This window comes from Pseudarthrobacter chlorophenolicus A6, assembly GCF_000022025.1.
GTDB classification, from domain to species: Bacteria; Actinomycetota; Actinomycetes; order Actinomycetales; family Micrococcaceae; genus Arthrobacter; species Arthrobacter chlorophenolicus.
This window is the reverse complement of sequence record NC_011886.1, coordinates 2688166-2713926: the sequence shown is the minus strand read 5'-3', so window position 1 is coordinate 2713926 and position 25761 is coordinate 2688166. Positions and strand designations below refer to the sequence as shown.

Sequence of the window (25761 nt, the reverse complement as noted above, 5' to 3'; positions counted from 1 at the left end):
CCGACTCAGGCCTTCTGCCACAGCCGCAGGCCGGGAATCAGCAATCCCAGGAACAGGATCGCCTCGCTGAGTGCCATGGACAGGGCGATGCCGTCCGCCCATCCGCGGGTCGCGGCCACAAACATCAAAGTCACTCCGACGATGGCCGAGATGAGGGTCCAGACCAGGATCAGGCGCTGGCGGCCCTGCGGCAGCAGAAGATTCCGGATGAACGGCGTACTGGCGGAGATGAACAGGAATGACAGCCCGTAAAACGCGCAGGTAGCCATACTTGCGCTCTTGTCAGCCCCGAAGATGAGCGTCGTTGCCAGCGGACCCAGCAGGGTAAGGAAAGCGGCCCCGGCGAGTCCCAGGACAAAATGGGAGACGATGGCGGCCGCGTGGCGCTTTCTGGGGCTTGCTTCCTGCAGTTCCAGAGTCCAGCCCTGGAAAGTATTGCCCAATGCCATCACCGAGAAGAGCCCAAAGCGGTAGACGGTGTCAGCGGAGCTGAAGCCTGCCATGACGGTGTTGGGCACGAAGGCCTGACCGATCGGCAAAGGGGTTGCTGCGTAAGTGGTTCCGGAAAGGCTGATCGCTGCCGGGCCGAAATGTCCGCGCAGATGCTGGAAGGTGCCGCGCCAGGACGCAAACGTCTTGCCCCTTTCAGGAACCGCTATCCTGTGGAAAACCATGAGGCTCGCAATGACGGCCACAATCAGGATCGCCGCATAAAGCCAGATCTGCGACGTCATCAGGATGACCGGGACAGCAATGACGGTGGCTACCACCCGGGGCAAGGTATCAAAAAGGGCAAGAAGTGTCGGCTTGCCGGCGCCAATGCAGAACCATGCCGGTGACATTCCGGCCACGGTAGTGGTCATGGACATCGCCGCCGCGTCCAGGCGATGCTCCGGCGCAGCCAGGCTCCAGGCCAAGACAAAGACGAAGGGCGCGACGGCGGCAGACAAGACCAGCCTTGTCCGGATACTTTCACGGTAGACCTCAGCCCGGTGCTGCGGCGCGGGGTTCTGGGCGATTTCCACGGGCCCGAGGGTATTCCATCCCCAGGCGATAACTGCACCGCCAAAGGCGCCCGCTGACTGACCTGCCGCAACGCTCGACCAACCCTCGGCTCCGGCTACGCGGGCCACGATCGGTATAAGAAGGAAAGGTGTGACGATCGACAGCAGCGGCAGTCCGGTGAAACCGGCAAGCCTCAGCAAAACAGCCTTCATGCGTTCAGTGTGTCCTTATGTTTAATGTTGGCCGGCGGTTCGCCCGAGACATCCTCCTGTCCCTAAGGGAGGTCCGTTCCCGGAAGCAATCGGTCACGGTGTAGCCAAGGGCTCCGGGCGTGGCGGAAGCGCGGGGCGAGGTCAGGATCGGTGCACCGAGTCCCGGCCGCCGGGTGGGAAGTTCGGCAGGACGATGCCCAGGCTGATTTCCAAGGCCCGGATGGGGGACACGTTGCCGCGGCGGACTCCTCCCACGAGGGACCGGACGAGCTGCCACCTGTATGGCCGCGCATAGAGCTCCAATGCCTGGCGCAACTCCTGTCCGATGGGGAGCCCGGACTGTTCTGCGCGATCCAGCAGGGTCCTGGCCATGAGCGTCCGCCAGCCAAGCCCTGTCTTATGGATGATGCTGCTGATGCTCCGCAGGGAGGTGCTTCCCTCATACCGTTGGACGAATCGAAGAGTGTTGCGGACTGAGGCGGGCAGGCTTTGCCGGGATTCGCCCACCACGTTTCCGCCGTGTTGGATATAGTCCTGGAGCACCAGGTTCTCGATGTTCATTCCGCCGCGGACCAATGAACAAAGCCCGATCCAGTGATCGTGATACTGCGAGGGCGCGGCCATTGAGGGGAACGGCAACGCAAGGTCCAATACGTCGCGCCGGAAGATGCAGAGCGAACCCGTGACCTGGTTGTTGGCCAGCAGATCGGCGGGCCCGACGTTCCTTCTGTCAGTAAGGGTTCCGTTGGAGGGATCCTGGTTGGCGGCGGAAACGTGTGGAGGCACCACCCGGGCCTGGCTGGTGACAAGTGCGGCTTCTCCGAGGCGGGGGAGGAGGGTCGCCAACTTCTCGGGATACCAGTAGTCGTCCTGGTCGCTCAGTGCCACCCACTGGGCCTCGGCCGGTACCGCGGTGAGTGCGCGTTCGAAGTTGTGGTGGAAACCCAGGCGGTCGTCGTATCCGAGGACCTGGAACCGGTTGTCATCGCCGCAGGCCCGGTGCACCATGTCGGCAACTCGCTGGTAGTCGCCATCAACCGAGATGAGGCAGACGAACTCCTTGTGTGTTTGCGCCTGGATGGAGCGCAGCTGGCGGGCAAACAGGGGTTCATCCGGCTGGTACGCCGCCAGCGCCACGGCGCCAAAAGAGGAGGCGAGGCCGCCCGCAGCGGGCTTGTCCCGGGGACTGCCCGGCAGCGTGGTCATCGCGTGTCCGCCTTCCGGCCCAGTGCCACAAGGAAGGCGCGAAGGAGCATCATCCTGGCGCGCAGGATCACCGCAACCGGTCGACGTGACTTGGGCGTCGTGTTGTCGTCGTGCAGGCGGCGGGCCACTGTGGGCGCCGCAACGTGGACCATGCTCCGATTCCGGTTGCCCACGATGGCAATCCACTGGTCGTGGGTCTCGTTGAGGAACTTCGGGAAGGGAAGGATCATGTTCTTTGCCCGGGACGTGAATGCCATGGTGCACCCGTAGTAGGGGCGGATGCCTATCCACGTGGTGACCAGGTTGGCCAGCCATCGGCCACTGTCAGACTCCTTGAGCTGAACCTTGTGGTACCTGTTGGCCGGGCCGCCGAACACGGTGAAATTGCTGGCGGCGAAGTCCTTGGTCTGCAGGGCGTTCACCAACGTCTCGACGCGTCCGGGGAGCCAGATGTCGTCCTGGTCCGACAGCATGATGTACTCGCCCCTGCTGGCGGAGACTGCCTTTTCGAAACTCGCAACGTAGCCCTTGTTCTCCGCGCTTGGCAGGAGGACTATGCGCGGATCCTCAAGGCGACGGACGACGTCGAGCGTGTTGTCCTTGGACGCATCGTCCACAATGATGAGCTCGTCCGCGGGCGACAGCTGCGACAGGATGGATTGAATCTGTTCTGCAACGTACTCCTGGCCGTTGTACGTTGCCATGCATACGGATACCCGCACACCGCCGGCCGCGCTCATGCGCTGAGCTTCCGCTGGAACGAGGGATCGATCTTGCCGAGCCTTCCGAGCCAGCCATCCACGAAGCCGCGGGCAAACGCCTGGTACTGCCCTTTCCGATTGGCGCCGTACAGCATCCTGAAGACGTCGCTTTCCAGTTGGAAGCGGAGCCTGCGGAGCAGCCAGATCGGGAATCTGGCACCGTACTGCCGCCAAAGGTGGATGTTGTTCCGGGTCATGTAGTACACCCGGAAAGGGGCATGTGAATGTACGTGGCGCTTTCGGCCCAATACGCTGACATGCCATCCGAACAGCATCATTGGCTGTGCCTGGCCAAGGGCATGCGTCATGTTGCATCCCTTGCCCACGAGGGTGGCCAGGCCGTGGGACCTGACACGGAGGTTGAATTCAGAATCGACGCAGTCAATGAACAGCCTGCTATCGAGCATTCCGGCCGTTCTAAACGTGGATACCGGGATGAGGGCACCCGATTGCAGGGGGTCGAAGGCTTCGGGAAACCGTGCCCGCCTGGCCAGCAGCGGAACGTCGAGGCCGTTGTGCGACTGGGCACTGACCAGGCCGACGTCGATCCCGTTGGCACTTGCCTCCGCGTACGTTGCCAATGCGGCAGCGATGTAGCCATCATCGAGCGCGGAGTCCTGGTCAAGCGTGACGAGGAAATCCGGAGACCATGCCTTGAGCGCTTCATCGATTCCTGCGTTCAGTGCTGCGGCAATTCCCACGTTCCCGGGCATGCGAAGCACGGTGCATCCCAGCGCTTCCAGACCATTCAGCACGCTGCTCGTTTGCTGGGGGTCGGAACCGTCGTCGACAACAACTGTGTGAACGACTTGCTGGTTGAGTTTTTCGACCCTCTCGGGAAGGTCCTGGGGAGGGTGGAAGGCTGAGATAACAGCCACCACACGCGGGTCACTCTGGTGCGTCACGTCTTATAGTTCCTTCTCGCTTACCCAAATCGACCGTTCCAATGCGTCAGGGAACTGTCAGACAGCAGGCTTCAGTCTATCCTCGGGGCGAAGGGGCCTGCATTTGCCCAAGGGCAGGGTACGGAACAGGCAGCGGGAAAGCCGCCCGCGCAGGCCGACGCGGTAGCATTGATCGGGGTGCTCATCTCCGGGCAAACAGATCCAACCCTGTGAATCTTCAAGAAAAGGACCTACCTGGCACATGGCCATTGATGTATTGCTTCCGTACTACGGCGACGTCGACCTGATGAAACTTGCGGCGCAAAGCGTCATGAGCCAGCAGTTCGAGGATTGGCGTCTCATCGTGGTCGACGACGGTTACCCCAGCCCGGAACCCCAGCGTTGGTTCGAATCCATGTCAGATCCCCGGGTCAGCTACCAGAAGAACGAAGAGAACCTCGGCGCCAACGGCAATTACCGGAAGGCGCTGGACCTGGCCGAAGCTCCCATTGTTGTGGTCATGGGTGCCGACGACATCATGCTGCCGAACTACCTCGACGTCGTGTCCAAGGCGTTCGAAGCCTACCCCGACGCCAGCGTGGTCCAGCCCGGGGTCCAGGTCATCGACGAGCAGGGGCGTGCGTGCTCCCCGCTGGTGGACATCGTCAAAAAGGTTTACGCACCCTCCACCAAGTCCACCGTCCTGCTGCAGGGCGAAAAGATGGCCACCAGCCTTGTCCGGGCCGACTGGGCCTACTTCCCGTCCCTCGCGTGGCGGACCGACGTCATTCGGCGTATCGGGTTCACCGAGGGCCTGCACGTGGTGCAGGACCTGGCATTGCTGCTGGATATTGCAGCCGAGGGCGGCTCCATGGTGGTTGACCCCACCCTGGCGTTTCTCTACCGCCGGCACTCCGCATCGGACTCGTCGGTTAAGGCACTTGACGGGCGCCGGTTCGATGAGGAACGCGCGTACTTTGAAGGCCAGGCACGGCGTTTCCGGGAACTCGGCTGGAACGGAACGGCGCGCGCCGCGGCCTTCCACACAACGTCGCGTTTGAATGCAGCCACCCTGGTGGCCCGCTCACTGATGATCGGGAAAACCGATTCGCTGCCCAGGCTGTTGAAGCACGTGGTTTCCTAACGGACTGCAGAAAAAGGTGGCTGCCCCCAAGTCCAGGGGGCAGCCACCTTTTTCGTTAAGGCGTTGGTTCGGGCGGGAGCGTTTCCGGGTGAGTCCCGTTGCCGGCGGCTGTGCCACCCTGCGTCAGGCTCTCTTCCAGCTGAAGGACTTTGAGCCGGAGGATGCCCACTTCCTCAGCCAGGACGCGGACTTCGTCTTCCGCCTGGGACTGTTCGAAGGAGAGGTGCAGGCAAACGGACACCAGCAGTACGATCGCCATGGCAAAAAGGAGGTTTGAAGGCACCTTCACGCCGAGAACTCCGCTTGACCAGAAGAGAAGCTGTGGAAAGGCCGCCAGCACCAGGACGCCTATCCCAATGATGATCCAGATGACGGCGTACTTCTCGCGCAAGTGACGGCGGCGCAGCATTTCGAAAATGATCAGCAGAATGACCAGCACAAAAATGAAGCCAACGAGGGTGGCCATGGAAACTCCTAGTTGGACGACGGTTCGTTCTTCTTGCGCGTCAACGCAAAGAGGAGGGCAAAGGCTGACCGGCCCAGGTAGATGGCGGCCTTGACGGGGTCGTGGCTCGGGGTCCCGCCCTGACGTTCGCGCATCGAGACGCCCACTTGGCGCACGGTGCATCCCGACCGGATGGCTACCACCAGGGAATCGATAGTATCGCCCAGATATTCGGCGGGGTAGTGGTCCACGTACTGGCGGATGGCCTTTGCATTGGCAGCGCGGAAACCGGATGTCACGTCCGTGAGCCGGGTGCCAGCAATCCGGGAGATGGTCCAGGCCAGGACGTTCATGGCCCACTTGCGGGGCCCCCTGACGGTGTACGTGCCCTTGTCCGCGAACCTGGCCCCGATGACAATGTCCGCTTCCTGCAGGCCGTCGAGGACGGCCTTGATATCACGGGGATCATGCTGGCCGTCGGAGTCCACCTGGATGACCCTGGTGTAGCCGTGCATTTTTGCGTACTTGAAGCCGGTCCTCATCGCTCCGCCCACCCCCATGTTGAACGGGAGCTGCACCACCAGAGCGCCGGCGTCGCGGGCAACTTGGGCAGTGTTGTCGCGTGAGCCGTCGTCCACGACGAGGACGCTGCAGTCAGGGCCGTACTCGAACACTTCCCGGATGGTACCGCCGATGGCCTCCGACTCGTTCCAGGCCGGCATGATCACCAGGGTGCGGTGGGCTTGCTCTGCAGGAGTCATGCTTTATCGTTTTCCGCCTTTAGGTAGGCAGTGAGCCGCTCGTCGGCATTGGCAACATCAAAACCCGTGGAGTGTGCCTTCGCCAGGTTCAGGGCACTCTTGAGCGGTCGCGGAGCGGCGGCCTTGTCTTTGAAGTATTCAGCAGTGGTGACTCCAGTGACATCCGTCCTGGACGCGCCAACCTGCTCGTAGACATCCGCCGCGATGTCAGCCCAGCTCTTGACGGGTCCATCGTTGCTGAAGTTGTAGGTTCCGTAGGCGGCTTCGGTGGTCAGCAAATGGCTGATGAAAGCGGCAATGTCCCGGGTGAAGGACAGGCGGCCGGTCTGGTCATTGACCACCGCCGGCTTGATCCCCCTGCCTGCGAGGCTGGCCATGGTCCGTACGAAGTTGCTGCCTTCACCGATAACCCAACTCGTCCGCACGATGTAGTGGCGGGGGACGACACCTGCCACGGCCTCGCCTGCAGCCTTGGTTTGGCCGTAGACGCCCAGGGGAGTGAGGGGCTCGTTCTCGCCGTGGTTGTCGCGGCTTCCGTCAAAAACGTAGTCGGACGAGACGTGGACCAGCGTGAGGTCATGCTCGACGGCGGTGCGCGCCAGGTTGGCGACGGCCGTCACGTTGATGGCCCAGGCTGCTGCCCGGCCTTCCTCCGATTCGGCAGCATCCACAGCAGTGTAGGCCGCTGCATTGACGATGGCGGAGTAATTCTTCCAGTTCCGGTTTTTGAAGGAATCCTCCCGGGCGAGGTCGAACTCACCGCGGCCGGCGAACTCAACCCGTGCTTCGCCGTCGTACTGTTCGCGCAGTGCCTTGCCCAGCTGGCCGTCGGCGCCAACGACGAGGACCTTCTTGGCCGGCATCGGGGTGACGTCCGCCATCCGGGGGTGGGCTTTGTCCTTATCGGAGAGTTCGGCCTGGTCCAGCGGGATCGGCCAGGAAACGGCAGCGGTTTCGTCTGCCAGGTTCAGGAACGTGTACTGGCCCTGGGCATCGGCGGACCAGTGGTCGTTGACCAGATACGTGTAGGCCGTGTTGTCCTCAAGGGTCTGGAAGGCATTGCCGACTCCGCGCGGAATGAAGATGGCCTGGCTGGGGTCCAGCTCAGCGGTGAAGACAGCGCCGAAAGAGGGCCCTTCACGCAGGTCAACCCAGGCCCCGAAGATCCGCCCCGTGGCGACGGAGATGAACTTGTCCCACGGTTCGGCATGGATTCCGCGGGTGGTCCCGGCCTTTTCGTTAAAGGAGATGTTGTTCTGGACTGGACGGAAGTCCGGCAGTCCCAGGGCCACCATTTTTTCCCGCTGCCAATTCTCCTTGAACCAGCCGCGGTTGTCGCCGTGGACCGGAAGGTCATAAAGAACGACGCCGGGAATAGGGGTTGTGTGGCCGGAAAGCTTTTTCGAGAACTCCAGAGACATGGACTACTGGCCCTGTTCCTTGTATTTGGCTTCGGTGGCGGCTTTTTGCGGGCGCCACCACTGTTCGTTGTTGCGGTACCAGTCGATGGTGTCTTCGATGCCGGCGTCAAAGTTGGAGAACTGGGGTTCCCAGCCAAGTTCGTTGCGGAGTTTGGTGGAGTCGATGGCGTACCGCAGGTCGTGGCCGGGACGGTCCACTACATGGTCGTATGCGTCCGGGGCCAGGCCCATGTGCTTGAGGATCAGTTCAACGACGTCCTTGTTGTTCTTCTCGCCGTCGGCCCCGATCAGGTACGTTTCCCCGATGGTTCCCTTGGCGATGATGGCCAGGACGGCGGAGGAGTGGTCGTTGGCGTGGATCCAGTCACGGACGTTCTCGCCCTTGCCGTAAAGCTTGGGGCGGATTCCGTCGATCACGTTGGTGATCTGCCGCGGGATGAACTTCTCCACGTGCTGGTACGGGCCGTAGTTGTTCGAGCAGTTGCTGATGGTTGCCTGCAGCCCGAAGGAGCGGACCCAGGCTCGGACCAGGAGGTCCGAGCCGGCCTTCGTGGAGGAGTACGGGCTGGAGGGGTTGTACGGGGTCTGCTCGGTGAACCGCTCGGGATCGTCCAGTTCGAGGTCGCCGTAGACCTCGTCGGTGGAGATGTGGTGGAAGCGCTTGTTGTGCTTCCGGGCCGCTTCGATCAGCGTGTAGGTGCCGATGATGTTGGTGTCCAGGAAGGGGCGGGGGTCGTGGAGGGAATTGTCGTTGTGCGATTCTGCTGCGTAGTGGACCACGACGTCGGTGCCTGCGACCAGGCCGTCCACGATGCCGGCGTCGGCGATGTCACCCTCAACGAAGGTGAAGCGGTCTTCGGGCAGGCCGCGCAGTGATTCAAGATTGCCGGCGTAGGTCAGCTTGTCCAGAACAGTGACATGGTCATCAGTGTTTTCCAATACATAGTGGACAAAGTTTGAGCCAATGAAGCCGGCTCCGCCGGTCACAAGAAGTCGCTGCATAATTCCCAAGGGTACCGGATTTGCCGCTGCACTTAGCGAAGGGAAAGATGGGGGCATGCGCGGAATAATACTTGCCGGCGGAACCGGCTCAAGGCTTCACCCCATCACATTGGGTGTCAGCAAGCAGTTGGTCCCTGTCTATGACAAGCCGATGATCTACTACCCGCTGTCGACCCTCATCCTGGCCGGAATCCGGGACATTCTGATCATCACCACCCCGCATGACGCCGAGCAGTTCGAGCGGCTCCTTGGGGACGGCTCCCGTTTCGGCGTCTCCATCACCTACAAGCAGCAGCCCTCGCCGGATGGGCTGGCCCAGGCATTTGTCCTCGGCGCTGAGCACATCGGCGACGACAGCGTGGCCCTCGTGCTGGGCGACAACATCTTCTACGGCCAGGGCATGGGTACCCAGCTGCGCCGGTTCAAGACCATCGACGGCGGTGCCGTCTTCGGGTACTGGGTCAAGGATCCGTCGGCCTACGGCGTGGTCGAGTTCGACGAGCAGGGCAAGGCACTGTCCCTGGAGGAAAAGCCCGCTGCACCGAAGAGCCACTACGCGGTCCCCGGACTGTACTTCTACGACAACAACGTGGTGGACATCGCCAAGAACCTGAAGCCCTCCGCCCGTGGAGAGCTTGAGATCACGGATGTCAACCGTAAATATCTCGAAGCCGGAAAGCTGCAGGTGGAGATCCTGCCGCGGGGAACTGCCTGGCTCGATACCGGAACCTTCAATGACCTGAACGACGCTTCAAACTTCATCCGCACCGTCGAGAACCGGCAGGGTCTCAAGATTGGTGCCCCGGAAGAGATCTCGTGGCGCTTGGGCTTCCTGACGGACGACGAGTTGCGGGAACGCGCCGAGCCGCTAGTCAAGAGCGGTTACGGGGCGTACCTCCTGGAGTTGCTGGCCGAGAGCAACAACTAGCTGGAGCAACAAAAAGAGGGGTGAAGCCACGGCTTCACCCCTCTTTTTGTTGGCCGGGCGGCCCCTCAGTACGTCAGGGTCCTGCAACCCAATGCCGTATTGCCGGTGGTGAAGGGGGACACGCCTATCCCGTAGGTGCACAACGTATATGTGCCACGGACTGTGGTTTTGACGTTGAGTGAATATCCGTGGGTACCAGTGATGCCGAAAGCATTGTTTGCATCGGGCCGGTCCACCGTAGTTGAGAAGACGTATCCCGTGGTCTTGCCGTCCGGACCGGTGACATAAGCGTGAACAGGATTCGAAAGCGTCGGCATGTCGGGGTCGTAGGTCCACCCCGTCGCCTCCAGCGAAGTAACTCCGGCAGTCGTCTTGATTGCTACGGAATCGAGCACGCCCACCGGTGCACCGCTCTTGCCGGCGTCAGCCGTGCGGCAGCCGATCAGCGGGTTGTTGGATGCCAGGGGGCTGGGCGCGATGGCGTAGGCGCAGGCGGTGTAGACGCCGGGGCTCGTGATGGGAATCGAGGGAGCGAAGCCGTGGTCGCCCGTGACGCCGAACGCAGTATTCACATCAGCCCTGGGGCGTGACGCATTAAAGGCATACCCCTTCGTGGTTCCATCGGGTGAGGTCACATATATGTGCACGTCTATGGACCGCGAGGCATCTGCCTTGTCCACGGCCCAGCCGGCGAGTGACAGTGAGGCCGAGGTGCTCGTCTTGTTGACTGTCAGGCTGTCGAGGCTCCCGATTGGTGGTGCGACAGCTCCGACATCGACGCTGCGGCAGGACAGCAGGGGGTTCCCCGGGGCAAGCGGGCTGAGCGCTATCGCATAAGAGCAGACCTTGTACTGGCCGGGCGCCGTGATGGGTATGGCCGCAGCAAAGCCATGGTTCCCCGTCACGCCCAGCGCGTTGTTGACGTCGGCCCGTGCCTGGGACGCGATGAACGGATAATTTTTGGTGGTGCCGTCCGGCGAGGTCACGTAGACGTGGACAGGGATGGACCGTGTGGAGTCCCCGCGGTCCAGTGCCCAACCACGAACTGAAATTGCGGCTGTGGTGGACGTCTTTATCAGGGATGCGTCATCGAAGCTGCCAATGGGCGCGGCCGCCGGGGCGAAGCTCAGTTGCCTGCAGCCGATCTCAGTGTTGCTGTACTGGCCTATGGCGTAAACGCAGAGTTTGTAGGTGCCTGGCGCCGTGATGGGAATATCGCGCTGGTAGCCATGATTGGCGCCCATCCCCAATGCCTGGTCCACATCGGGTCGCGAGAGATTCGCGGGCATGACATAACCGGTCCTGGTGCCGTCCGGCGCCGTGAGGTAGGCGTGGGCTTCCGTTGCTGTGCTCGGGTTGGCAACGTCGATTGCCCACCCCCGAAGGGATAGCGCTACCTTGTCCGCGCTCCGCACTTCCTTGGCGTCATCAATGCTGCCCATGGGCGGCTCAACGCCCTTGGCAACAATCGATTTACAGCCAATTTCACTATTGCTGAAGGCGCCGATGGCGTAGGCACAGACCTGGTAGGTTCCTGATTTTCGAATCTGGATGCCTTGCTGGAAGCCATGCTGCCCGGTGACTCCGAGGGCGGCGTTCACATCCGGGCGGGCTATGTTGGCGGCGAGTGCATAGCCGGTGCGAACTCCATCCGGACCGGTGACATAGACATGAGCCTGCGTTGAGGCAGAGGAATTGGCAAAGTCGACGGCCCATCCGCGCACATTCAGCTGCGTAGTGGATCCGGTCCGCTGCACCGACAGGTCATCGAAGGACCCGTCGGGAGCCGCGGCTCCGGCGAACGTCCGCAAGGAGGCGTAGTCGCCGTTCCAGACGTTGGAGTCGCCGGCGAAGGGGCCGGTGGAACTGTATTGCCAGATGCTGTAGGTGCTCCAGCTAGCCGTCGGAACAGGGCCGGCGTTGTTGGTGGCGGAACTGGGGTAGGCAGCAATCCACAGCGGATAATCACCGAAGCCTGCAGGGTTACCCACGCATTGGTTCCACCAGCTCGTGTTGGTGTAAATAACGGGAAGCCGCCCGGTCAGTGAGCGCATGGTGTTCCCGAAGTCCCGGATCCAGGATTGAAGCTGCGCTGCAGACATGTTGTAGCAGGTGTTGCCGAAGTAGAAGCCGTTAATCGTCCGGCCCTCGTACGGGTTGAACTCAAAATCCAGAACCGGCGGCATCGTGTAGCCGTCCGAGGACCATCCGCCGCCATTCTGCACAAAGTAGCGGGCTTGGTCTGCGCCCGACGACCAGTTGGGGATGGCGAAGTGATAGGCGCCCCTGATCATTCCCACGTTCCGTGCTCCCTGGTACTGGGAACTGTAGGAGGGATTGGTGTAGTAGTTCCCCTCAGTTGCTTTCACATAGGCGAATCTGGACCCCATGTTCCACTGCTGCTTCCAGTCCACGGTCGGCTGGTGGCCGCTCACGTCGAGTCCCTGGACGCCGAACGTGGGCATCCAGGTGCCTTCGCTGGCCAGAGCTTCGGAACTGAGCTTCCGCACGGATTCCGAGGGGGTCGAGCGCACAACCCGTGCAGATCGCTGGCCCATTTCGGCGCCGCCTATCCCGACCGCTTCGGCCATGGACTGCTGGGCTTCCGGAGAGGGTGCCGGAGCCGGCGGCTCGGTGACTGCCGCGGGCTCCTGCGATGCCGGGGTGGCTCCGCCCGGAGATGGCGCGGGGGATGCGGGCGGCGTGGCCGGCGAACTTGCTTCTGGTGCTGCCGACGCAGTTGGTGAAGGCGCCGGTTCAACAGCCAAGGCGGCGCCGGTAATTCCGGGGCTTGCCATTAGTGAGGCTGCGAGCAGCATGACCCACAGCGATTTCACGGCGGGGCGACGGGACTGAGACGGGTTCCGCTTCATATTGGCTCCGGAGACAATGTGGCGCTCTCCTGAGCGCTCATTACGATAACTGGCCAAATGCTGCCCCCCAGGGAGGCACCTGACCGTGGTAATTCGACAATTAACGCGCTCACCATAGCACTGGTGTGACCAGCGTAACCAGTGGTTCTTTTGGGGCTGAAGTGATATGGGGGAGACGCGGTGACGAGTTATCCACATTCCCGGAAATATGACTTGTTGCCGTGGTGTAGCCTCCCTAGGCTGGACCCACTTGCACTGCCTCCGCCGGGGGCGGCAGTCAACTGGGGGAAACTGGCATGGATGCTCTGGGGATAGTCGAGGACGAAGTCCGGGAACTGATCAGGCGCAGGGGGCTTGACCCGCTCAACCAATCGGGTGAAGTGCGGCGGCTGGTCGACGCCGCGGTGACGGACTACGACGAGCGCGCCCTCATGGGACCGCTTCCACCGCTGGGTCCCTTGGACGCAGCGCGACGGTTTCTTTTCGACGCAGTTGCACGCTTCGGAGTGCTCCAGCCGCTGCTGGACGATCCTTCGATAGAAGAAATTTGGCTGAATGCTCCCAACGAAATCTATGTGGCACGCAATGGTGAATCAGAGTTAACCTCGCTCAGCCTTACTGAGCAGCAGGTGCGTGACATGGTGGAAAGGATGCTGAAGAGTTCCGGCAGGCGCCTGGACATGTCATCTCCGTTTGTTGACGCTGCGCTTCCTGACGGCTCCAGGCTCCACGTCGTCATTCCGGATGTGACGCGCCGCCACTGGGCCGTGAACATCCGAAAGTTTGTCGTCAAAGCCAGCCGGCTCGAACATCTGGTGGAGCTCGGCACCCTGACGCCGCAGTCGGCGCGGTTCCTTGGCGCGGCAGTGTCCAGTGGCCTCAACATCCTGGTATCCGGGGCAACCCAGGCCGGTAAGACCACCATGTTGAACTGCCTCGCCGCCAGCATCGGCAGCCGGGAGCGGGTCATCACGGTGGAAGAAATCTTTGAGCTGCAGTTTCCCTTGCGGGACGTGGTGGGACTCCAGTGCCGGCAACCGAACCTTGAAGGAACAGGTGAGATCCCACTCCGGCGCCTCGTCAAGGAAGCGCTGCGCATGCGGCCCGACCGGCTTGTGGTCGGTGAAGTACGGGAAGCCGAGAGCCTCGACATGCTGATTGCGCTCAACAGCGGACTCCCGGGAATGTGTACCGTCCACGCTAACTCAGCCCACGACGCCGTCACCAAGATCTGCACGCTTCCCCTGCTGGCCGGCGAAAACATCTCGTCCGCATTCGTCGTTCCAACGGTGGCATCCTGTATAGACCTTGTGGTTCACTGCAGCCGGCTGGCCAACGGACGCCGGGAGGTAACCGAGATCCTCTCCCTTGGGCGCCGGGTTGAAAACGGAATCATCGAGTCATCGCCGGTGTTCGCCATGGCGGACGGCGTTTTGCAGGCACGCGCCAACGCGATGCCTGCACTGGAGAAGTTCGCCCGCGCAGGCTATGACGTGGCAGCCCTGCTGGACCCGCGATGATGTCCGCATTACTGGGAGTCACTGCGGGAGCGGGCCTGTTCCTTATTTGGTGGTCCCTGTGGGAGTCGCCGGAGCGCAAGCCCCGCCAACGGAAACCCAACCGGATCGCGGACCTGCTGGCCTCGGCAGGAGTGGAAAAAGTCTCCGTGGGTGGACTGCTCGGAACTTGCCTCGGCTTGGGATTGTTCGTCGTCCTGGTCTTCTACGCGGTGAGCAGGTCGTGGCCGATCGCTGTGTGCTTTGGGCTGTTCGCCGGTTGGCTTCCACTTACTATCCTTCGGTGGCGGGCGAAGAAACGGACCGCACTCCTTCGCCAGCTGTGGCCCGACGTAGTTGACCATCTGCGGTCGGCGATCCGAGCCGGACTCCCATTGCCGGAGGCGCTCATCCAACTGGGTGATAAGGGGCCCGAAGAGCTCAGGCCGGTCTTTCGCGAATTTGGTGCGGACTACAGGGCCGGAGGGCAGTTTGACGGGTCCCTGGACAAGCTGAAGAACCGGCTCGCCGACCCCGTGGCCGACCGGATCGTCGAAGCCTTGCGGCTCACTCGTGAGGTCGGAGGGTCTGACCTGGGCAAGTTGCTGGGAACCCTGGCCGAGTTCCTCCGCGAAAACGCCCGAACGCGCAGCGAACTCGAAGCCCGCCAGTCCTGGACCGTCAACGCTGCCCGGCTTGCCGTCGCGGCGCCGTGGATTGTGATGCTCCTCCTGGCCACCCGGCCCGAAGCTGTGCAGGCATACAACACAGCGATCGGAGCGGCGGTGCTCCTGGGCGGGCTGGTGATCTCGTTGGCCTGCTACTCAACGATGCTCAGGATCGGTGCACTGCCCCAGGATGAACGGGTGCTCCGATGATCACTGTTTCACCGGCCGCCGCTGTTTGCGGCGCGGTACTGGGAATCGGACTGTGGCTGGTCATCTTCAGGTCTCCGATCATGCGTGCGACGACACTGGCCCAGCGCATCGAGCCCCAGCTGAAATCGCAGAACCTGGAATCGCGCCTGCTGTCCGGAGAGCACACACTGACGCCCTTTGGACCGTTGGAGCGGATCCTCCGTCCGTTCATCCGCGACGGCATTGCCGCCTTGGGGAAAATGAGTCCTGCTCCGGGAGCAACAGCGCGCCGGCTCGCGCAGGCCGGGATCAACAAGTCAGTCATAGATTTTCGCGCCGAACAGGTCATCTGGGCCGCCGCAGGTTTCGCGCTCACTTCGGCGATTGTCGCGGTGGGGGCTGCAGCCGGAAGGTTCAATGCCCTGCTGGCTGCGGTGGCCATCATCGGCAGCGGGATATCGGGCTTTATTGTTCGTGACTACTGGCTGGGGGTGCAGGTCCGCAGGAGGGAAGAACGGATGATGGCCGAGTTTCCCAGTCTTGCCGAACTGATGGCACTGGCCGTCGGTGCAGGGGAGAGCGCCACGGGAGCCCTGGACCGGGTGTGCCGGAGCGCCAGGGGCGAGTTGTCCAAGGAGTTTTCCACGATCCTGGCGGAAACGCGGGCAGGCAAGCCCCTGGTCAACGCCCTCCAGGAGTTTTCCGCGCGTACGGACCTTGCACCGCTCGTCCGGTTTGTGGACGGAATCGTTGTTGCGGTTGAACGGGGGACACCCCTCGCGGACGTACTGCGGGCGCAAGCCCAGGATGTCCGCGATACAGCCAAGCGGGACCTGATGGAAGCCGCCGGAAAGAAGGAAATTGCCATGATGGTGCCCCTCGTTTTCGGTGTTCTTCCGCTGACGGTGGTATTCGCCGTCTTTCCCGGCATCTCCGCAATCAGCCTGGGTCTCTAATGGCGTCAACGGACCGGGTCAAGGACAGCACGCAGTCTCAGGCAACGCCGTCACGGACATGGAAAACAACAAGGGATAGGAAGAGCAAATGAAGACTCAAGTACTCCGCTGGGCCGTATTGCTGATGGCGGTAGCCGCCGCACCTGGCGCCTGGGCGGGCAAGGGCGTCCGGCGCGCGGCTCCATACCGTTTCCCTGCCGTCCGGCGCCGCGCCCAACAGCGCGGGCTGACCCGCGTTGCCGATGATCCCGAGAGGGGCGATGTGCCTGGGTGGGTCATGATCACCCTGATGTCCGCGGTGCTCGTGGCTGCCCTGCTCGCGCTGGCCGGGCCCGCTCTTGAGGCCATGTTCAACCAGGCTATGGACAAGGTGGGCAACTAGCCCCATGGCGGCTTCCGTACGCGCCGCCGGTCGTGGTCAGCCAGGTGTCCGTGGCCGGGAACAGGGGTCGGCAGTCGTGGATTTTGTGCTGGTGGGTGGCCTGCTCACGATGTTCTTCCTGGCAATTCTCCAACTGACCCTCGTACTGCACGTCCGGAACACGCTGATTGACGCGGCAGCTTCCGGCGCGCGGTATGGAACGCTCGCGGACCGGGGTCCCGGTGATGCGGAAGAACGGACCCGCGCCCTCATCATGACTGCCCTGAACCCATCCTTCGCTGAGGAGGTCAGCACTGGCGAAGTGACAGTCCAGGGGCTTCGGACGCTGGAAGTAACGGTCCGGGCTCCCATGCCTGTAGTGGGGTTAATTGGACCCCGGGAAATGTTGGAGGTGACGGGACATGCCGCGGTACAGCCGTGACTCCCGGCGGGTGCTCCGAAGTGCCCGTTGCCGGTTGCTGAGGGCACTGTGCCGAGGACCGGAATCATCCGGCGGGCAAGCGGCCGGGCGCAGTGAGCAGGGAAGTGCGGTTGTGGAGTTCACGTTTCTTGCGCTGCTCCTGATGGTCCCGCTCGTTTACTTCATCATCACCGTCGCGCAGATGCAGGGAGGCTCGTTCGCTGTGGTGGGGGCGGCCGACCAGGCTGCGAAGGTCTACGTCGCACAACCCGACAGCGCGTCAGCCCGGGCGGCCGCGGAGCAGGCCGTGGCGTTGGCATTGGCCGACTTTGGGCACAGCCCTGACCAGGCCTCAATGGCAACCACCTGCGACCCTGCTGACTGTCTCGCGCCGGGTTCTGCCGTGACCGTCACCGTGAGGTTGTCCATCCCACTGCCGTTCGTTCCGTTCCAGGATGGCATCCGGCTCTCTGCCACCGAGGTGGAGGCGGCCGCTACCCAGATTGTGGGGAGGTTCCGGTGAGGGAGCCGACATCCGAGGACGGACAGATAACGGTGATGATTATCGGGTATGTGGCGTTGGCACTGCTGGTGGCCACAGTCGTGATGGGAATTTCATCCGTCTACCTGGAACATAAGCGCCTCCTGTCCCTGGCGGACGGTGCTTCCCTCGCAGCAGCGGACAGCTACACATTGGGTGAGGTGGCTTCCGAGGGCGGCAGCCCATCTGCCGTCCTCAACCCCGCACGGGTCCGGAATGTCGCGGCTGACTTTGTTGCCAGGAGTCCCGCTTCGGCACGGTTTGACGCCTTGGCAGTTGCCGGGGCAACCGGTACCCCGGACGGCTCTACCGCTGTTGTGGTGCTCACCGCCGCGGTCCATCCGCCGGTGGTGAACTTCCTGGTTCCGGACGGAATCCTGATTGAAGCGACGTCGACAGCGCGCTCGCGGCTAACACGGTAGGCAGCCGAACCCGGCCGGGTTCGGAGAACAGTCCCTTTCGCGGGATAGCGTAGGCTTAAACGACCATGGCCAATATTGATTTTTCCGCTGAAATCCGCGCCCTCCGCGCCACCTACGAGTCCATTGAACGGGTTACCGATATGGAGGCGCTGAGGGAAGACATCGCCGAACTCAGTGAGCGCGCGGGGGAGCCGGACCTGTGGGACGACCCCGCCGCGGCCCAGAAAATCACGTCCCGGCTCTCACACCGGCAGTCAGAGCTTGAGCGGCTGACCACCTTGGCATCGCGCATTGATGATCTTGAAGTCCTGGTGGAGCTCGGCCAGGACGAAGGTGACGCCGACTCCATGGGAGAGGCCGCCGCGGAGCTGGAGTCGATCCAAAAAGCGCTGAAGAACCTGGAGGTGGTCACCCTCCTGTCCGGCGAGTACGACGAGCGTGAGGCTGTTGTCTCGATCCGTGCCGGTGCCGGCGGCGTGGACGCCGCCGACTTCGCGGAAATGCTGATGCGGATGTATCTGCGCTGGGCAGAGCGCCACGGGTATCCCACCACCGTCATGGACACGTCATACGCCGAGGAAGCCGGACTCAAATCGGCCACGTTCGAGGTCAAGGCCCCGTACGCGTTCGGCACCCTCAGCGTTGAGGCCGGCACCCACCGGCTGGTACGGATCAGCCCCTTCGATAACCAGGGGCGGCGCCAAACGTCCTTCGCCGCGGTGGAGGTCATCCCGCTGATCGAGCAGACAGACTCGATCGACATCCCGGATAACGAGATTCGGGTGGACGTTTTCCGGTCGTCCGGTCCGGGCGGCCAGTCCGTCAACACCACGGACTCTGCTGTCCGGCTCACGCATATCCCCACCGGCGTAGTGGTGTCGATGCAGAACGAAAAGTCACAGCTGCAGAACCGGGCCGCTGCCATGCGCGTCCTGCAGTCCCGCCTTCTGCTGCTGAAGAAGGAACAGGAAGACGCTGAGAAGAAGGCCCTGGCCGGGGACGTCAAGGCATCCTGGGGAGACCAGATGCGCTCATACGTCCTGAATCCGTACCAGATGGTCAAGGATCTGCGCACCGAACACGAGGTGGGCAACACGTCGGCAGTTTTCGACGGCGAGATCGACGACTTCATCGACGCCGGGATCCGGTGGCGCACGGACAACCGCAACGCTGAGAAGTAGGACCGGAACACCGCCGCCTCAGACCGGCATACCGCGACACGCCCCCAAAGCCGCGTATTAGCCGGTCATTCCTGCGTATAGTCGAGGGGCCGGGGCCCTACTTCCCCCAACGAAAACCCGTGCACCGGCTGCAGAACTGGGCTGCATTCCGAATCAGCCATGCCCTGCAGGGTACTTAGGGCCATGATCCGATTCGAAAATGTCACCAAGGTCTACGACCAGAAAGCCCGGCCGGCGCTGGACTCCATCAACCTTGAGATAGACCGCGGCGAATTTGCTTTCCTCGTCGGAGCATCAGGCTCCGGAAAATCAACGTTCCTCCGGCTCGTGCTCAAAGAGGACCGCGCCACCTCGGGAGCCGTCTACGTTGCCGGCCAGAATGTCGCGAAGATCTCAAGCTGGCGGGTACCCCGCCTCCGCCGCGGCATCGGCGTCGTGTTCCAGGACTTCCGTCTCCTGCCCCAAAAGAACGTCTTCGCCAACGTGGCTTTCGCCATGCAGGTCATCGGCAAGAGCCGCAGCGTCATCCGCGACACCGTCCCCGAGGTCCTGAAGACCGTGGGGCTCGAAGGCAAGGAGCACCGGATGCCCCACGAGCTCTCCGGCGGCGAGCAGCAGCGCGTCGCCATTGCCCGCGCAGTCGTAAACCGCCCCGGCATCCTCCTCGCTGACGAACCGACAGGAAACCTGGACCCCACCACCTCCATGGGCATCATGGGAGTGCTGGACAAGATCAACCAGAATGGCACCACGGTGGTCATGGCCACCCACGACGACGACATCGTCAACGAAATGCGTAAACGGGTGGTGGAGCTCAAGAACGGCGTGGTGATCCGCGACGAAGCCAAGGCACTCTACACCTCGATGATTCCGGTCATCGGGCAGTCCCGCCGGCTCAAGGACGCCAGTGGCAGGGACGAACCCGATGCCCGCCCCGCGGACGACGGCAGCGAAGGTGAGGCACAGCGATGAGGCTGGCGTTCATCCTTTCCGAAATCGGCAGCGGGCTGCGCCGCAACCTTTCGATGGTGGTCTCAGTCATCCTGGTCACGTTCGTCTCGCTGACGTTCGTGGGTGCAGCCGGCATGCTGCAGATGCAGATCAACCAGATGAAGGGCTACTGGTACGACAAAGTACAGGTCGCCGTCTTCCTCTGCAGCGACGGCTCGACTGCCACCGGCTGCGCAGGCGGTTCGGTCACCCCGGAACAGCAGGACAGCCTCAACACCCTGCTCGAGTCACCGGCTGTGGCCCAGTACATCAACGACTTCCAGTTTGAGTCCAAGGAAGACGCCTACAAGCACTTCAAGGACCAGTTCTCGAACTCACCGATCGTCGATTCCGTCACCCCGGACCAGTTGCCGGCATCCTTCCGGATCAACATGAAGGACCCGGAAAAGTACGAAATCATCAGTGAAACCTTCAGCTCACAACCCGGAGTGGAAACCGTGATCGACCAGCGTCAGCTGCTGGAGCGGCTTTTCTCGGTGATGAACGGGGCGTCCCTTGTTGCGGTGGGTATCGCCGGCGTCATGATCGTCTGTGCCATCCTGCTGATAGCCACCACCATCCGGCTCTCGGCCTTCAGCCGCCGGCGGGAAACCGGGATCATGCGCCTCGTGGGCGCATCGAAAACAGTCATCCAGCTGCCGTTCATCCTCGAAGGCGTCATAGCAGCGGTGATCGGGGCAGCCCTTGCCTCGGCAACGCTGTGGGCCGTGGCCCACTTCTTCCTGGGCGAGTACATGTCCAAGCAGTATCCGGACACAGCGTTCATCTCCTCGGGCCAGACGCTGATACTGGTACCCGCTCTGTTAATCCTTGGCGGATCCTTGGCTGGAATTTCGTCCCTCTTGACCCTCCGCAGATATTTGCGCGTTTAGGCTATGCAAACCGACCAAGGAATGCCGATGAACGTAACGTCAGAAAATCCCGCACGCCTGCGACCGAGGCGCCACGCCGCGCGCCGCTCGGCGCTCCTGAGCGGGGTACTCGCCGTCGTACTCGCTTCCGGGCTGGCCTCTTCCACAGCACCGGCATTCGCCGATGAGCTGGAGGACAAGCAGGCCGCGCTCCAGGCAGAGGCGCAACGCGTCCAACAGTCCCTGGAGTTTGTTGACTCGCGGATCGCCAAGGCCGCCGGCGACCTGGTCCTGTACCAGGGCCAGCTGCCCGGCGCCCAGCAGGCGCTGCTCGAAGCGCAGGGGCGCGTTGCCAGCGCAGTCAAGGAAGTCGAGGCACTGTCCGCCCGCGTTGACATGGCCCAGCAGAACAAGGCGAAAATCACCCAGCAGCTGGAAACGGACAAGCAGAAGATCGCCGACACCAAGAAACTGATCGGCCAGATCGCCACGCAGGCCTACAAGTCCGGCGGTGTCCCGTCCAACCTGTCGCTGTTCTTCGGTTCCAACAACGGCGGCAGCCTTACCGACACCATGGACTTGGCAGACCAGGCCATGCGCAGCCAGAACGCTGCCATGGACAAGCTGAGCCAGCAAAACGCCACCAACGTCAACTCCGAGGCGCGCCTGCAGGCCGTGGAAGCGGAAATCAAGGATCTGAAGGCCAAGGCTGACGCCGCCCTTGAGCGTGAGAAGGCGGCCCGCGATGAAGCCGCAGCCAAGAAAGCCCAGGTTGACCAGCTGATCGCTGATACGACGCGCCTGGACGCCGAGCTGCAGGCCGCCAAGCCGGGAATCCAGGCCCAGCTCGCCGGAGTCCAGGCAAGCCAGAACCAGGTGGCCAACGAGATCGCCGAGCGGGATCGCAGGGCGCGGGAGGCATGGGAAGCCGAGCAGCGCCGGCTGGCGGAAGCGGCTGCTGCCGCTGCTGCCGCGGCGGCCGCGGCAGCGAACCGCCCCGCACCGCCGGTCCAGCCGTACGTACCGCCTGCTGCCGGATCGCCGTCGGCCTTCGGCCTCCGCCATCCGTTCGACGGCAGCATTCCCATCACGTCCGGCTTTGGTTGGCGCACCACCCCGCCGGGGACCATCGATTTCTACGGCCAGGGCGGCTATGTCCACACCGGCATCGATTTCGGTGCCGCCTGCGGTACCCCGGTGTACGCCGCAGCGGCCGGTGAGGTCTTCAGCTCCGGTTGGAACTCAGCTGACGGCGGCGGCTGGCGGGTGAAGCTGGACCACGGAGTGGTGCAGGGCAACTCGCTGACCACGATCTACTACCACAACTCCAGCATCGTGGTGTCGAATGGGCAGCGGGTTTCGCAGGGCCAGCTCATCGCTTACTCCGGCAGTACGGGCAACTCCACCGGCTGCCACGCCCACTTCGAAACCTGGCTGAACGGCGCCGCCGTCGACCCGATGGGCCTGCTCTAGGGCGTGCGGCCCTGCCGTACACTGGTATGACTCCGCTGGGACCCGGCCGGAGGACATTTCGATTCGATTGAGGAGCTGTTCCGTGCCCAAAGAAAGTGGCCGTAAGGTGGTGGCCACCAACCGCAAGGCCCGGCATGATTACCACGTGCTGGATACCTACGAGGCCGGCATCGCGCTGATGGGCACCGAAGTGAAATCCCTCCGCGAGGGGCACGCGTCCATGGTGGACGGCTTCTGCACCTTCTACAACGACGAACTGTGGATGGAAGCCATCCACATTCCGGAGTACAACCAGGGCAGCTGGACAAACCACGCTGCCCGGCGGCGCCGCAAGTTGCTCCTGCACCGCGAAGAGCTCATCAAGATCTCCCGCAAGGTCCAGGAAGCCGGCTACACCATCGTGCCGCTTCAGCTCTACTTTGTGGACGGCCGCGCGAAGGTTGAAATCGGCGTGGCCCGCGGTAAGCGTGAGTACGACAAACGCCAGACACTCCGCGAACAACAGGACAACCGCGAGGCCCAGCGCGAGATGCGGGAACGCAACAGGCGGCGCGGCTGAGCGGTGGTGCCCGGAATGAATCCGGCACAACATGCGTTACTATAAATAGTCCGGCGGGTACGCCCGCGGGATTGGGTAAAATTGATTGGTAACAAAATACGGGGATGATCGGTTTCGACGATGTTAGTCGCGACAGGTGAAGCGGGCCGAGGATGCAGAATTATCTCGTAAACGCTGTCTGCAAACCAATAAGTGCCGAATCTAAGCGCACTGACTTCGCTCTTGCTGCCTAAGCAGTAAGACAGTCCGTCAGCCCGAGGTTGCTATTGCCCCGGATCCTGGCGTCATTTAGATAGCCACTGCTGTTTGCCCCCGTCATCGGGGTAAACGGGACTCTTAGATGACTGGGCCCGGATCAGCCAGCTGTTTGCAGCATGGCTGGGGCCGAGAAAGTCCGACGCAAACTGCGCCCGGAGAAGCCCTGACAACACGACATCGGACGGGGGTTCAATTCCCCCCATCTCCACACCCACGCGGTGGCTCGGTACATCCCTTATGGATGAGTCGAGTCTCTGAAAAGCACCCCGGTCTTCGGACCGGGGTGTTTTTCTATGCCCGGCTTGCCCTCGTTGACCGGGCCGGTGCCCCCGCAAAAGCCGGACCCTGGACCAGTGAGACCCAGGGCCCGGCTACCCAGGTCCCTGCAGGCAGGATTACTGCCGCACCTCGTTGAACCTTTGCGCCACTACGGGCATCAGCGAGTGGATGTAGCTCCGCGAGGCGTGGTCGAAATCGGCGTAGACCTGCAGCCCGCCGATGACCGCGTAGCAGGTCTGGTCGTCGCAGAACTGGTCCGACATATCGAGCACCTTTACCGACGGTTTGCCCATGCCGACGGCCGCACTCGCAATCGGGTCCGGAACCAAGGCCTCGGCGCGGGTGTTCGCGCAGTTAATGGGCTGTTGCTGGTTGAGCGCCACGCAGTCCGGGCTGCTGTGCCGCAGGGTCAATGGGGGATCCCGGAAGACGAACACCCTGGCGCCCGCACCCGTCCAGGCGAGGAACCGCTTGGCCACGGCATCGCCGTACTGTTCCAACTGGGGGCGTCCAGTGCCGTCGTCGATGGTTTCGCCGGCTCCGAAGGAGGAAGCGAAAACCATGCCGGGTTTCTCCTGGACGATCCTGTCGGTCACCTTCTGGCTCCACTCCAGGCACCGTTTCTGGGAGCGTGCGTCATCCGCGGGTTCGCCCATGAATGCGACCCGCTTCACATCGACGAAGGGACAACCACCCACCATGGACTCCTTCAGCTTCCACTTATGCAGCCTGGCAAGCTCATACAGGGCGCTCTTCCACTGCTCCGCATGCGAGTCGCCGATCAGCCAAACAGTTGCGGACGCCGGTGCGCCACCGGTGAAATCGCATTCCGTCAGAAGTTTCTGGTCCTCAAAGACGATCGGGTCGGCGGCAGGGTGGCATTCGGGAGCGTCAAAGCGAGGAGCCTCGTTCGGCCCCACGTTGGCAACCCGTGCAGCGCCAAAGGGGTCACCGCAGTTGTTTTTCGGGTCCAGGCTGCGGGCGCCGTAGCAGGGGTCCCCGGAAAGATTCTGCAACTTGGCTGTCTCTGCCTCCTGCGCCTTTCCGAAACTCAGCAAGAGGCCCCCGCACAAGGCACAGACGGTGGCCATGGCGGCCGCCATGACCAGCACGACGCGGAGCGGTTTGGTTCCCTTCAGGAGTTTGGTGCGGCCCGGGTCTTCAACAAGTTTCTTGGAGGCGTAGGAAAGTCCAATGGCCAGTGCCAGGATGCCGATTTTGTCTAAAGTACCCAACGGGTGGCTCAGGAAGGCCGGCGCCAGGACGATGAGCGGCCAGTGCCACAGGTAGAGCGAGTAGGACACATCGCCCACGAACTGGATCGGTTTGGCGGCAAAGAGTTGGTTGGGCGACCAGACGGGGCTGTTCGGACCCGCCGCAATTACCAGCACCGTGCCGAGGACGGGAACCGCGGCCGCGAAGCCGGGGAAAAACGTCTGCTCATTAAAGGTCAGGGCTGAAAAGGCGATCAGGGCGTACCCCAGCCACTGTGCAGTCCCGGCGAGGGCCAGGTTTTGGGAGGGCAGCCGCAGGCGCAAGGCTCCCATGGCGTGGGCACCTCCGATCGCTACCAGAGCCCCGGCGCCGAATTCCCAGACGCGGGCCGGTGTGACAAAGTAGGCCGGGCTCTTGTTGGTGTACGTAAACCAGATGCAGAAGACCAGTGCGATGGCACTGGCAAGGGCGACCCCCAGGGTAAGTGACGCCCGCCTGCGGAGCTGGAACCTGAGCGCGGCCGTAAACAGTCCGAGCATAAGGAGGGGCCAGACCAGGTAAAACTGCTCTTCGACGGAAAGCGACCAATAGTGCTGCACAGTGGACGCGGCTTCGTTGTGTGCTGAATAGTCCACGGACTTGGCGGCCAGCAGCCAGTTTTCGACATACAGCACCGAGGCCATGGTTTCCTGGGCAATGGCCACCCAGCGTGAGAACGGAAGCAGCACCCACGCGGCCAGGAGTGAAGCGACGCCCACTAGCGTTGCCGCCGGGAGGAGCCGCCTGATCCGCCGGGCATAGAACTGGCCAAGGTTGATGCGGTCTGACCGTTCCAGTTCGCCGAGCAGGTGCTTGGAGATCAGGTAACCCGAGATCACGAAGAATACATCGACGCCGACGTACCCGCCTGGAAGCCGAACGGGCCACAAATGGTTGAGGACCACGAGCATGACTGCAATGGCCCGAAGGGCCTGGATGTCCTTGCGCGTTGCGTTGACCGATTCTTTACGTCGCAGTTCCGACCGCGTTCGGAACAAGACCTGTCCGGTCACGCCTACTCCTTGTTATTCGACCTGTGGGTTCACCGTGGAGCGGGGTCCTGTGCCGGCACAGCTTTCGCGGGCAGGCGTGCTTTCCGCCGGGAACAACGCCCGGACAGCGAGAAAGGCCGCATCGGCGGTGAAGCCAATACAACCCACATGGTGTGAAGTTGTGGAGGAAATCCCCTCGGGTACTTT

24 protein-coding genes and 1 other RNA gene are annotated in these 25761 nt (G+C 62.6%); 15 read left to right on the top strand and 10 right to left on the bottom strand.

Annotated elements, in window-relative coordinates; all coding sequences use genetic code 11:
- Positions 1-5 precede the first annotated feature (5 nt).
- From ACHL_RS12220 to ACHL_RS12205, 4 genes are all read right to left on the bottom strand, one after another.
- Entirely contained in the window at positions 6-1217 is a 1212-nt protein-coding gene (locus ACHL_RS12220) for a lipopolysaccharide biosynthesis protein (protein WP_015937596.1), read from the bottom strand.
- Between the two features lie 141 nt (positions 1218-1358).
- A complete protein-coding gene (locus tag ACHL_RS12215; RefSeq protein ID WP_015937595.1) occupies positions 1359-2423 on the bottom strand; it encodes a glycosyltransferase in 1065 nt (354 codons plus the stop codon).
- On the bottom strand, positions 2420-3163 hold the full coding sequence (locus tag ACHL_RS12210) for a glycosyltransferase (RefSeq protein ID WP_015937594.1): 744 nt from the start codon (positions 3161-3163) through the stop codon (positions 2420-2422). Before ACHL_RS12210 ends, ACHL_RS12215 begins: the two co-directional genes overlap by 4 nt.
- Positions 3160-4089 (bottom strand): glycosyltransferase, encoded by a 930-nt coding sequence (locus ACHL_RS12205; RefSeq protein ID WP_015937593.1) that lies wholly within the window; start codon positions 4087-4089, stop codon positions 3160-3162. The genes ACHL_RS12210 and ACHL_RS12205 overlap by 4 nt, the downstream gene beginning before the upstream one ends.
- 241 nt (positions 4090-4330) lie before the next feature.
- On the opposite strand from ACHL_RS12205, the gene ACHL_RS12200 reads away from it, so the two are divergent.
- On the top strand, positions 4331-5212 hold the full coding sequence (locus ACHL_RS12200) for a glycosyltransferase family 2 protein (RefSeq protein WP_015937592.1): 882 nt from the start codon (positions 4331-4333) through the stop codon (positions 5210-5212).
- 55 nt (positions 5213-5267) lie between these two features.
- On the opposite strand, the gene ACHL_RS12195 is transcribed toward ACHL_RS12200, so the two are convergent.
- Genes ACHL_RS12195 through rfbB form a run of 4 tightly spaced genes read right to left on the bottom strand, consistent with a single transcriptional unit; the run spans position 5268 to position 8841 of the window.
- A complete protein-coding gene (locus tag ACHL_RS12195) occupies positions 5268-5678 on the bottom strand; it encodes a DUF2304 domain-containing protein (RefSeq protein WP_015937591.1) in 411 nt (136 codons plus the stop codon).
- 8 nt (positions 5679-5686) lie between these two features.
- Complete coding sequence (locus ACHL_RS12190) at positions 5687-6418, bottom strand: glycosyltransferase family 2 protein (protein ID WP_015937590.1); 732 nt, start codon at positions 6416-6418, stop codon at positions 5687-5689.
- A complete protein-coding gene (locus ACHL_RS12185; protein ID WP_015937589.1) occupies positions 6415-7839 on the bottom strand; it encodes a sugar nucleotide-binding protein in 1425 nt (474 codons plus the stop codon). The genes ACHL_RS12190 and ACHL_RS12185 overlap by 4 nt, the downstream gene beginning before the upstream one ends.
- Positions 7840-7842: 3 nt before the next feature.
- On the bottom strand, positions 7843-8841 hold the full coding sequence (gene rfbB, locus ACHL_RS12180; protein WP_015937588.1) for a dTDP-glucose 4,6-dehydratase: 999 nt from the start codon (positions 8839-8841) through the stop codon (positions 7843-7845).
- Between the two features lie 55 nt (positions 8842-8896).
- Between rfbB and rfbA the strand changes: the two genes are divergently transcribed.
- Positions 8897-9769: a glucose-1-phosphate thymidylyltransferase RfbA gene (gene rfbA / locus ACHL_RS12175; protein WP_015937587.1), complete on the top strand. Its 873-nt coding sequence runs from the start codon at positions 8897-8899 to the stop codon at positions 9767-9769.
- Positions 9770-9834: 65 nt separating this feature from the next.
- Here rfbA and ACHL_RS24715 read toward each other — a convergent pair whose 3' ends face one another.
- Entirely contained in the window at positions 9835-12642 is a 2808-nt protein-coding gene (locus ACHL_RS24715) for a lysozyme (RefSeq protein ID WP_015937586.1), read from the bottom strand.
- A 296-nt stretch (positions 12643-12938) separates the two neighbouring features.
- Between ACHL_RS24715 and ACHL_RS12165 the strand changes: the two genes are divergently transcribed.
- The 13 genes from ACHL_RS12165 (at position 12939) to ssrA (ending at position 23240) form a co-directional block, all read left to right on the top strand.
- Entirely contained in the window at positions 12939-14162 is a 1224-nt protein-coding gene (locus tag ACHL_RS12165) for a CpaF family protein (RefSeq protein ID WP_015937585.1), read from the top strand.
- Entirely contained in the window at positions 14159-15016 is an 858-nt protein-coding gene (locus ACHL_RS12160; RefSeq protein ID WP_015937584.1) for a type II secretion system F family protein, read from the top strand. The genes ACHL_RS12165 and ACHL_RS12160 overlap by 4 nt, the downstream gene beginning before the upstream one ends.
- Complete coding sequence (locus ACHL_RS12155) at positions 15013-15951, top strand: type II secretion system F family protein (protein ID WP_015937583.1); 939 nt, start codon at positions 15013-15015, stop codon at positions 15949-15951. The genes ACHL_RS12160 and ACHL_RS12155 overlap by 4 nt, the downstream gene beginning before the upstream one ends.
- Before the next feature lie 88 nt (positions 15952-16039).
- Complete coding sequence (locus ACHL_RS12150) at positions 16040-16333, top strand: hypothetical protein (RefSeq protein WP_015937582.1); 294 nt, start codon at positions 16040-16042, stop codon at positions 16331-16333.
- Positions 16334-16337: 4 nt separating this feature from the next.
- A complete protein-coding gene (locus ACHL_RS12145) occupies positions 16338-16754 on the top strand; it encodes a TadE/TadG family type IV pilus assembly protein (RefSeq protein WP_015937581.1) in 417 nt (138 codons plus the stop codon).
- Positions 16735-17256 (top strand): hypothetical protein, encoded by a 522-nt coding sequence (locus tag ACHL_RS12140; protein ID WP_015937580.1) that lies wholly within the window; start codon positions 16735-16737, stop codon positions 17254-17256. Before ACHL_RS12145 ends, ACHL_RS12140 begins: the two co-directional genes overlap by 20 nt.
- Positions 17253-17696 (top strand): pilus assembly protein TadG-related protein, encoded by a 444-nt coding sequence (locus ACHL_RS12135; RefSeq protein ID WP_015937579.1) that lies wholly within the window; start codon positions 17253-17255, stop codon positions 17694-17696. Before ACHL_RS12140 ends, ACHL_RS12135 begins: the two co-directional genes overlap by 4 nt.
- 65 nt (positions 17697-17761) lie before the next feature.
- Positions 17762-18877, top strand: coding sequence for a peptide chain release factor 2 (gene prfB, locus ACHL_RS12130; protein ID WP_015937578.1), 1116 nt, complete (start codon positions 17762-17764; stop codon positions 18875-18877).
- 183 nt (positions 18878-19060) lie between these two features.
- Positions 19061-19849, top strand: a complete 789-nt coding sequence (gene ftsE, locus ACHL_RS12125) for a cell division ATP-binding protein FtsE (protein WP_015937577.1) — start codon at positions 19061-19063, stop codon at positions 19847-19849.
- Positions 19846-20760 (top strand): permease-like cell division protein FtsX, encoded by a 915-nt coding sequence (gene ftsX / locus ACHL_RS12120; protein WP_015937576.1) that lies wholly within the window; start codon positions 19846-19848, stop codon positions 20758-20760. The genes ftsE and ftsX overlap by 4 nt, the downstream gene beginning before the upstream one ends.
- A 27-nt stretch (positions 20761-20787) precedes the next feature.
- A complete protein-coding gene (locus tag ACHL_RS12115) occupies positions 20788-22212 on the top strand; it encodes a M23 family metallopeptidase (RefSeq protein ID WP_015937575.1) in 1425 nt (474 codons plus the stop codon).
- 82 nt (positions 22213-22294) lie between these two features.
- Complete coding sequence (smpB, locus tag ACHL_RS12110; RefSeq protein ID WP_015937574.1) at positions 22295-22771, top strand: SsrA-binding protein SmpB; 477 nt, start codon at positions 22295-22297, stop codon at positions 22769-22771.
- A 100-nt stretch (positions 22772-22871) separates the two neighbouring features.
- Positions 22872-23240, top strand: a transfer-messenger RNA (tmRNA) gene (gene ssrA, locus ACHL_RS23810).
- A 184-nt stretch (positions 23241-23424) separates the two neighbouring features.
- Here ssrA and ACHL_RS12105 read toward each other — a convergent pair.
- On the bottom strand, positions 23425-25575 hold the full coding sequence (locus ACHL_RS12105; protein ID WP_015937573.1) for an acyltransferase family protein: 2151 nt from the start codon (positions 25573-25575) through the stop codon (positions 23425-23427).
- Between the last annotated feature and the right edge of the window lie 186 nt (positions 25576-25761).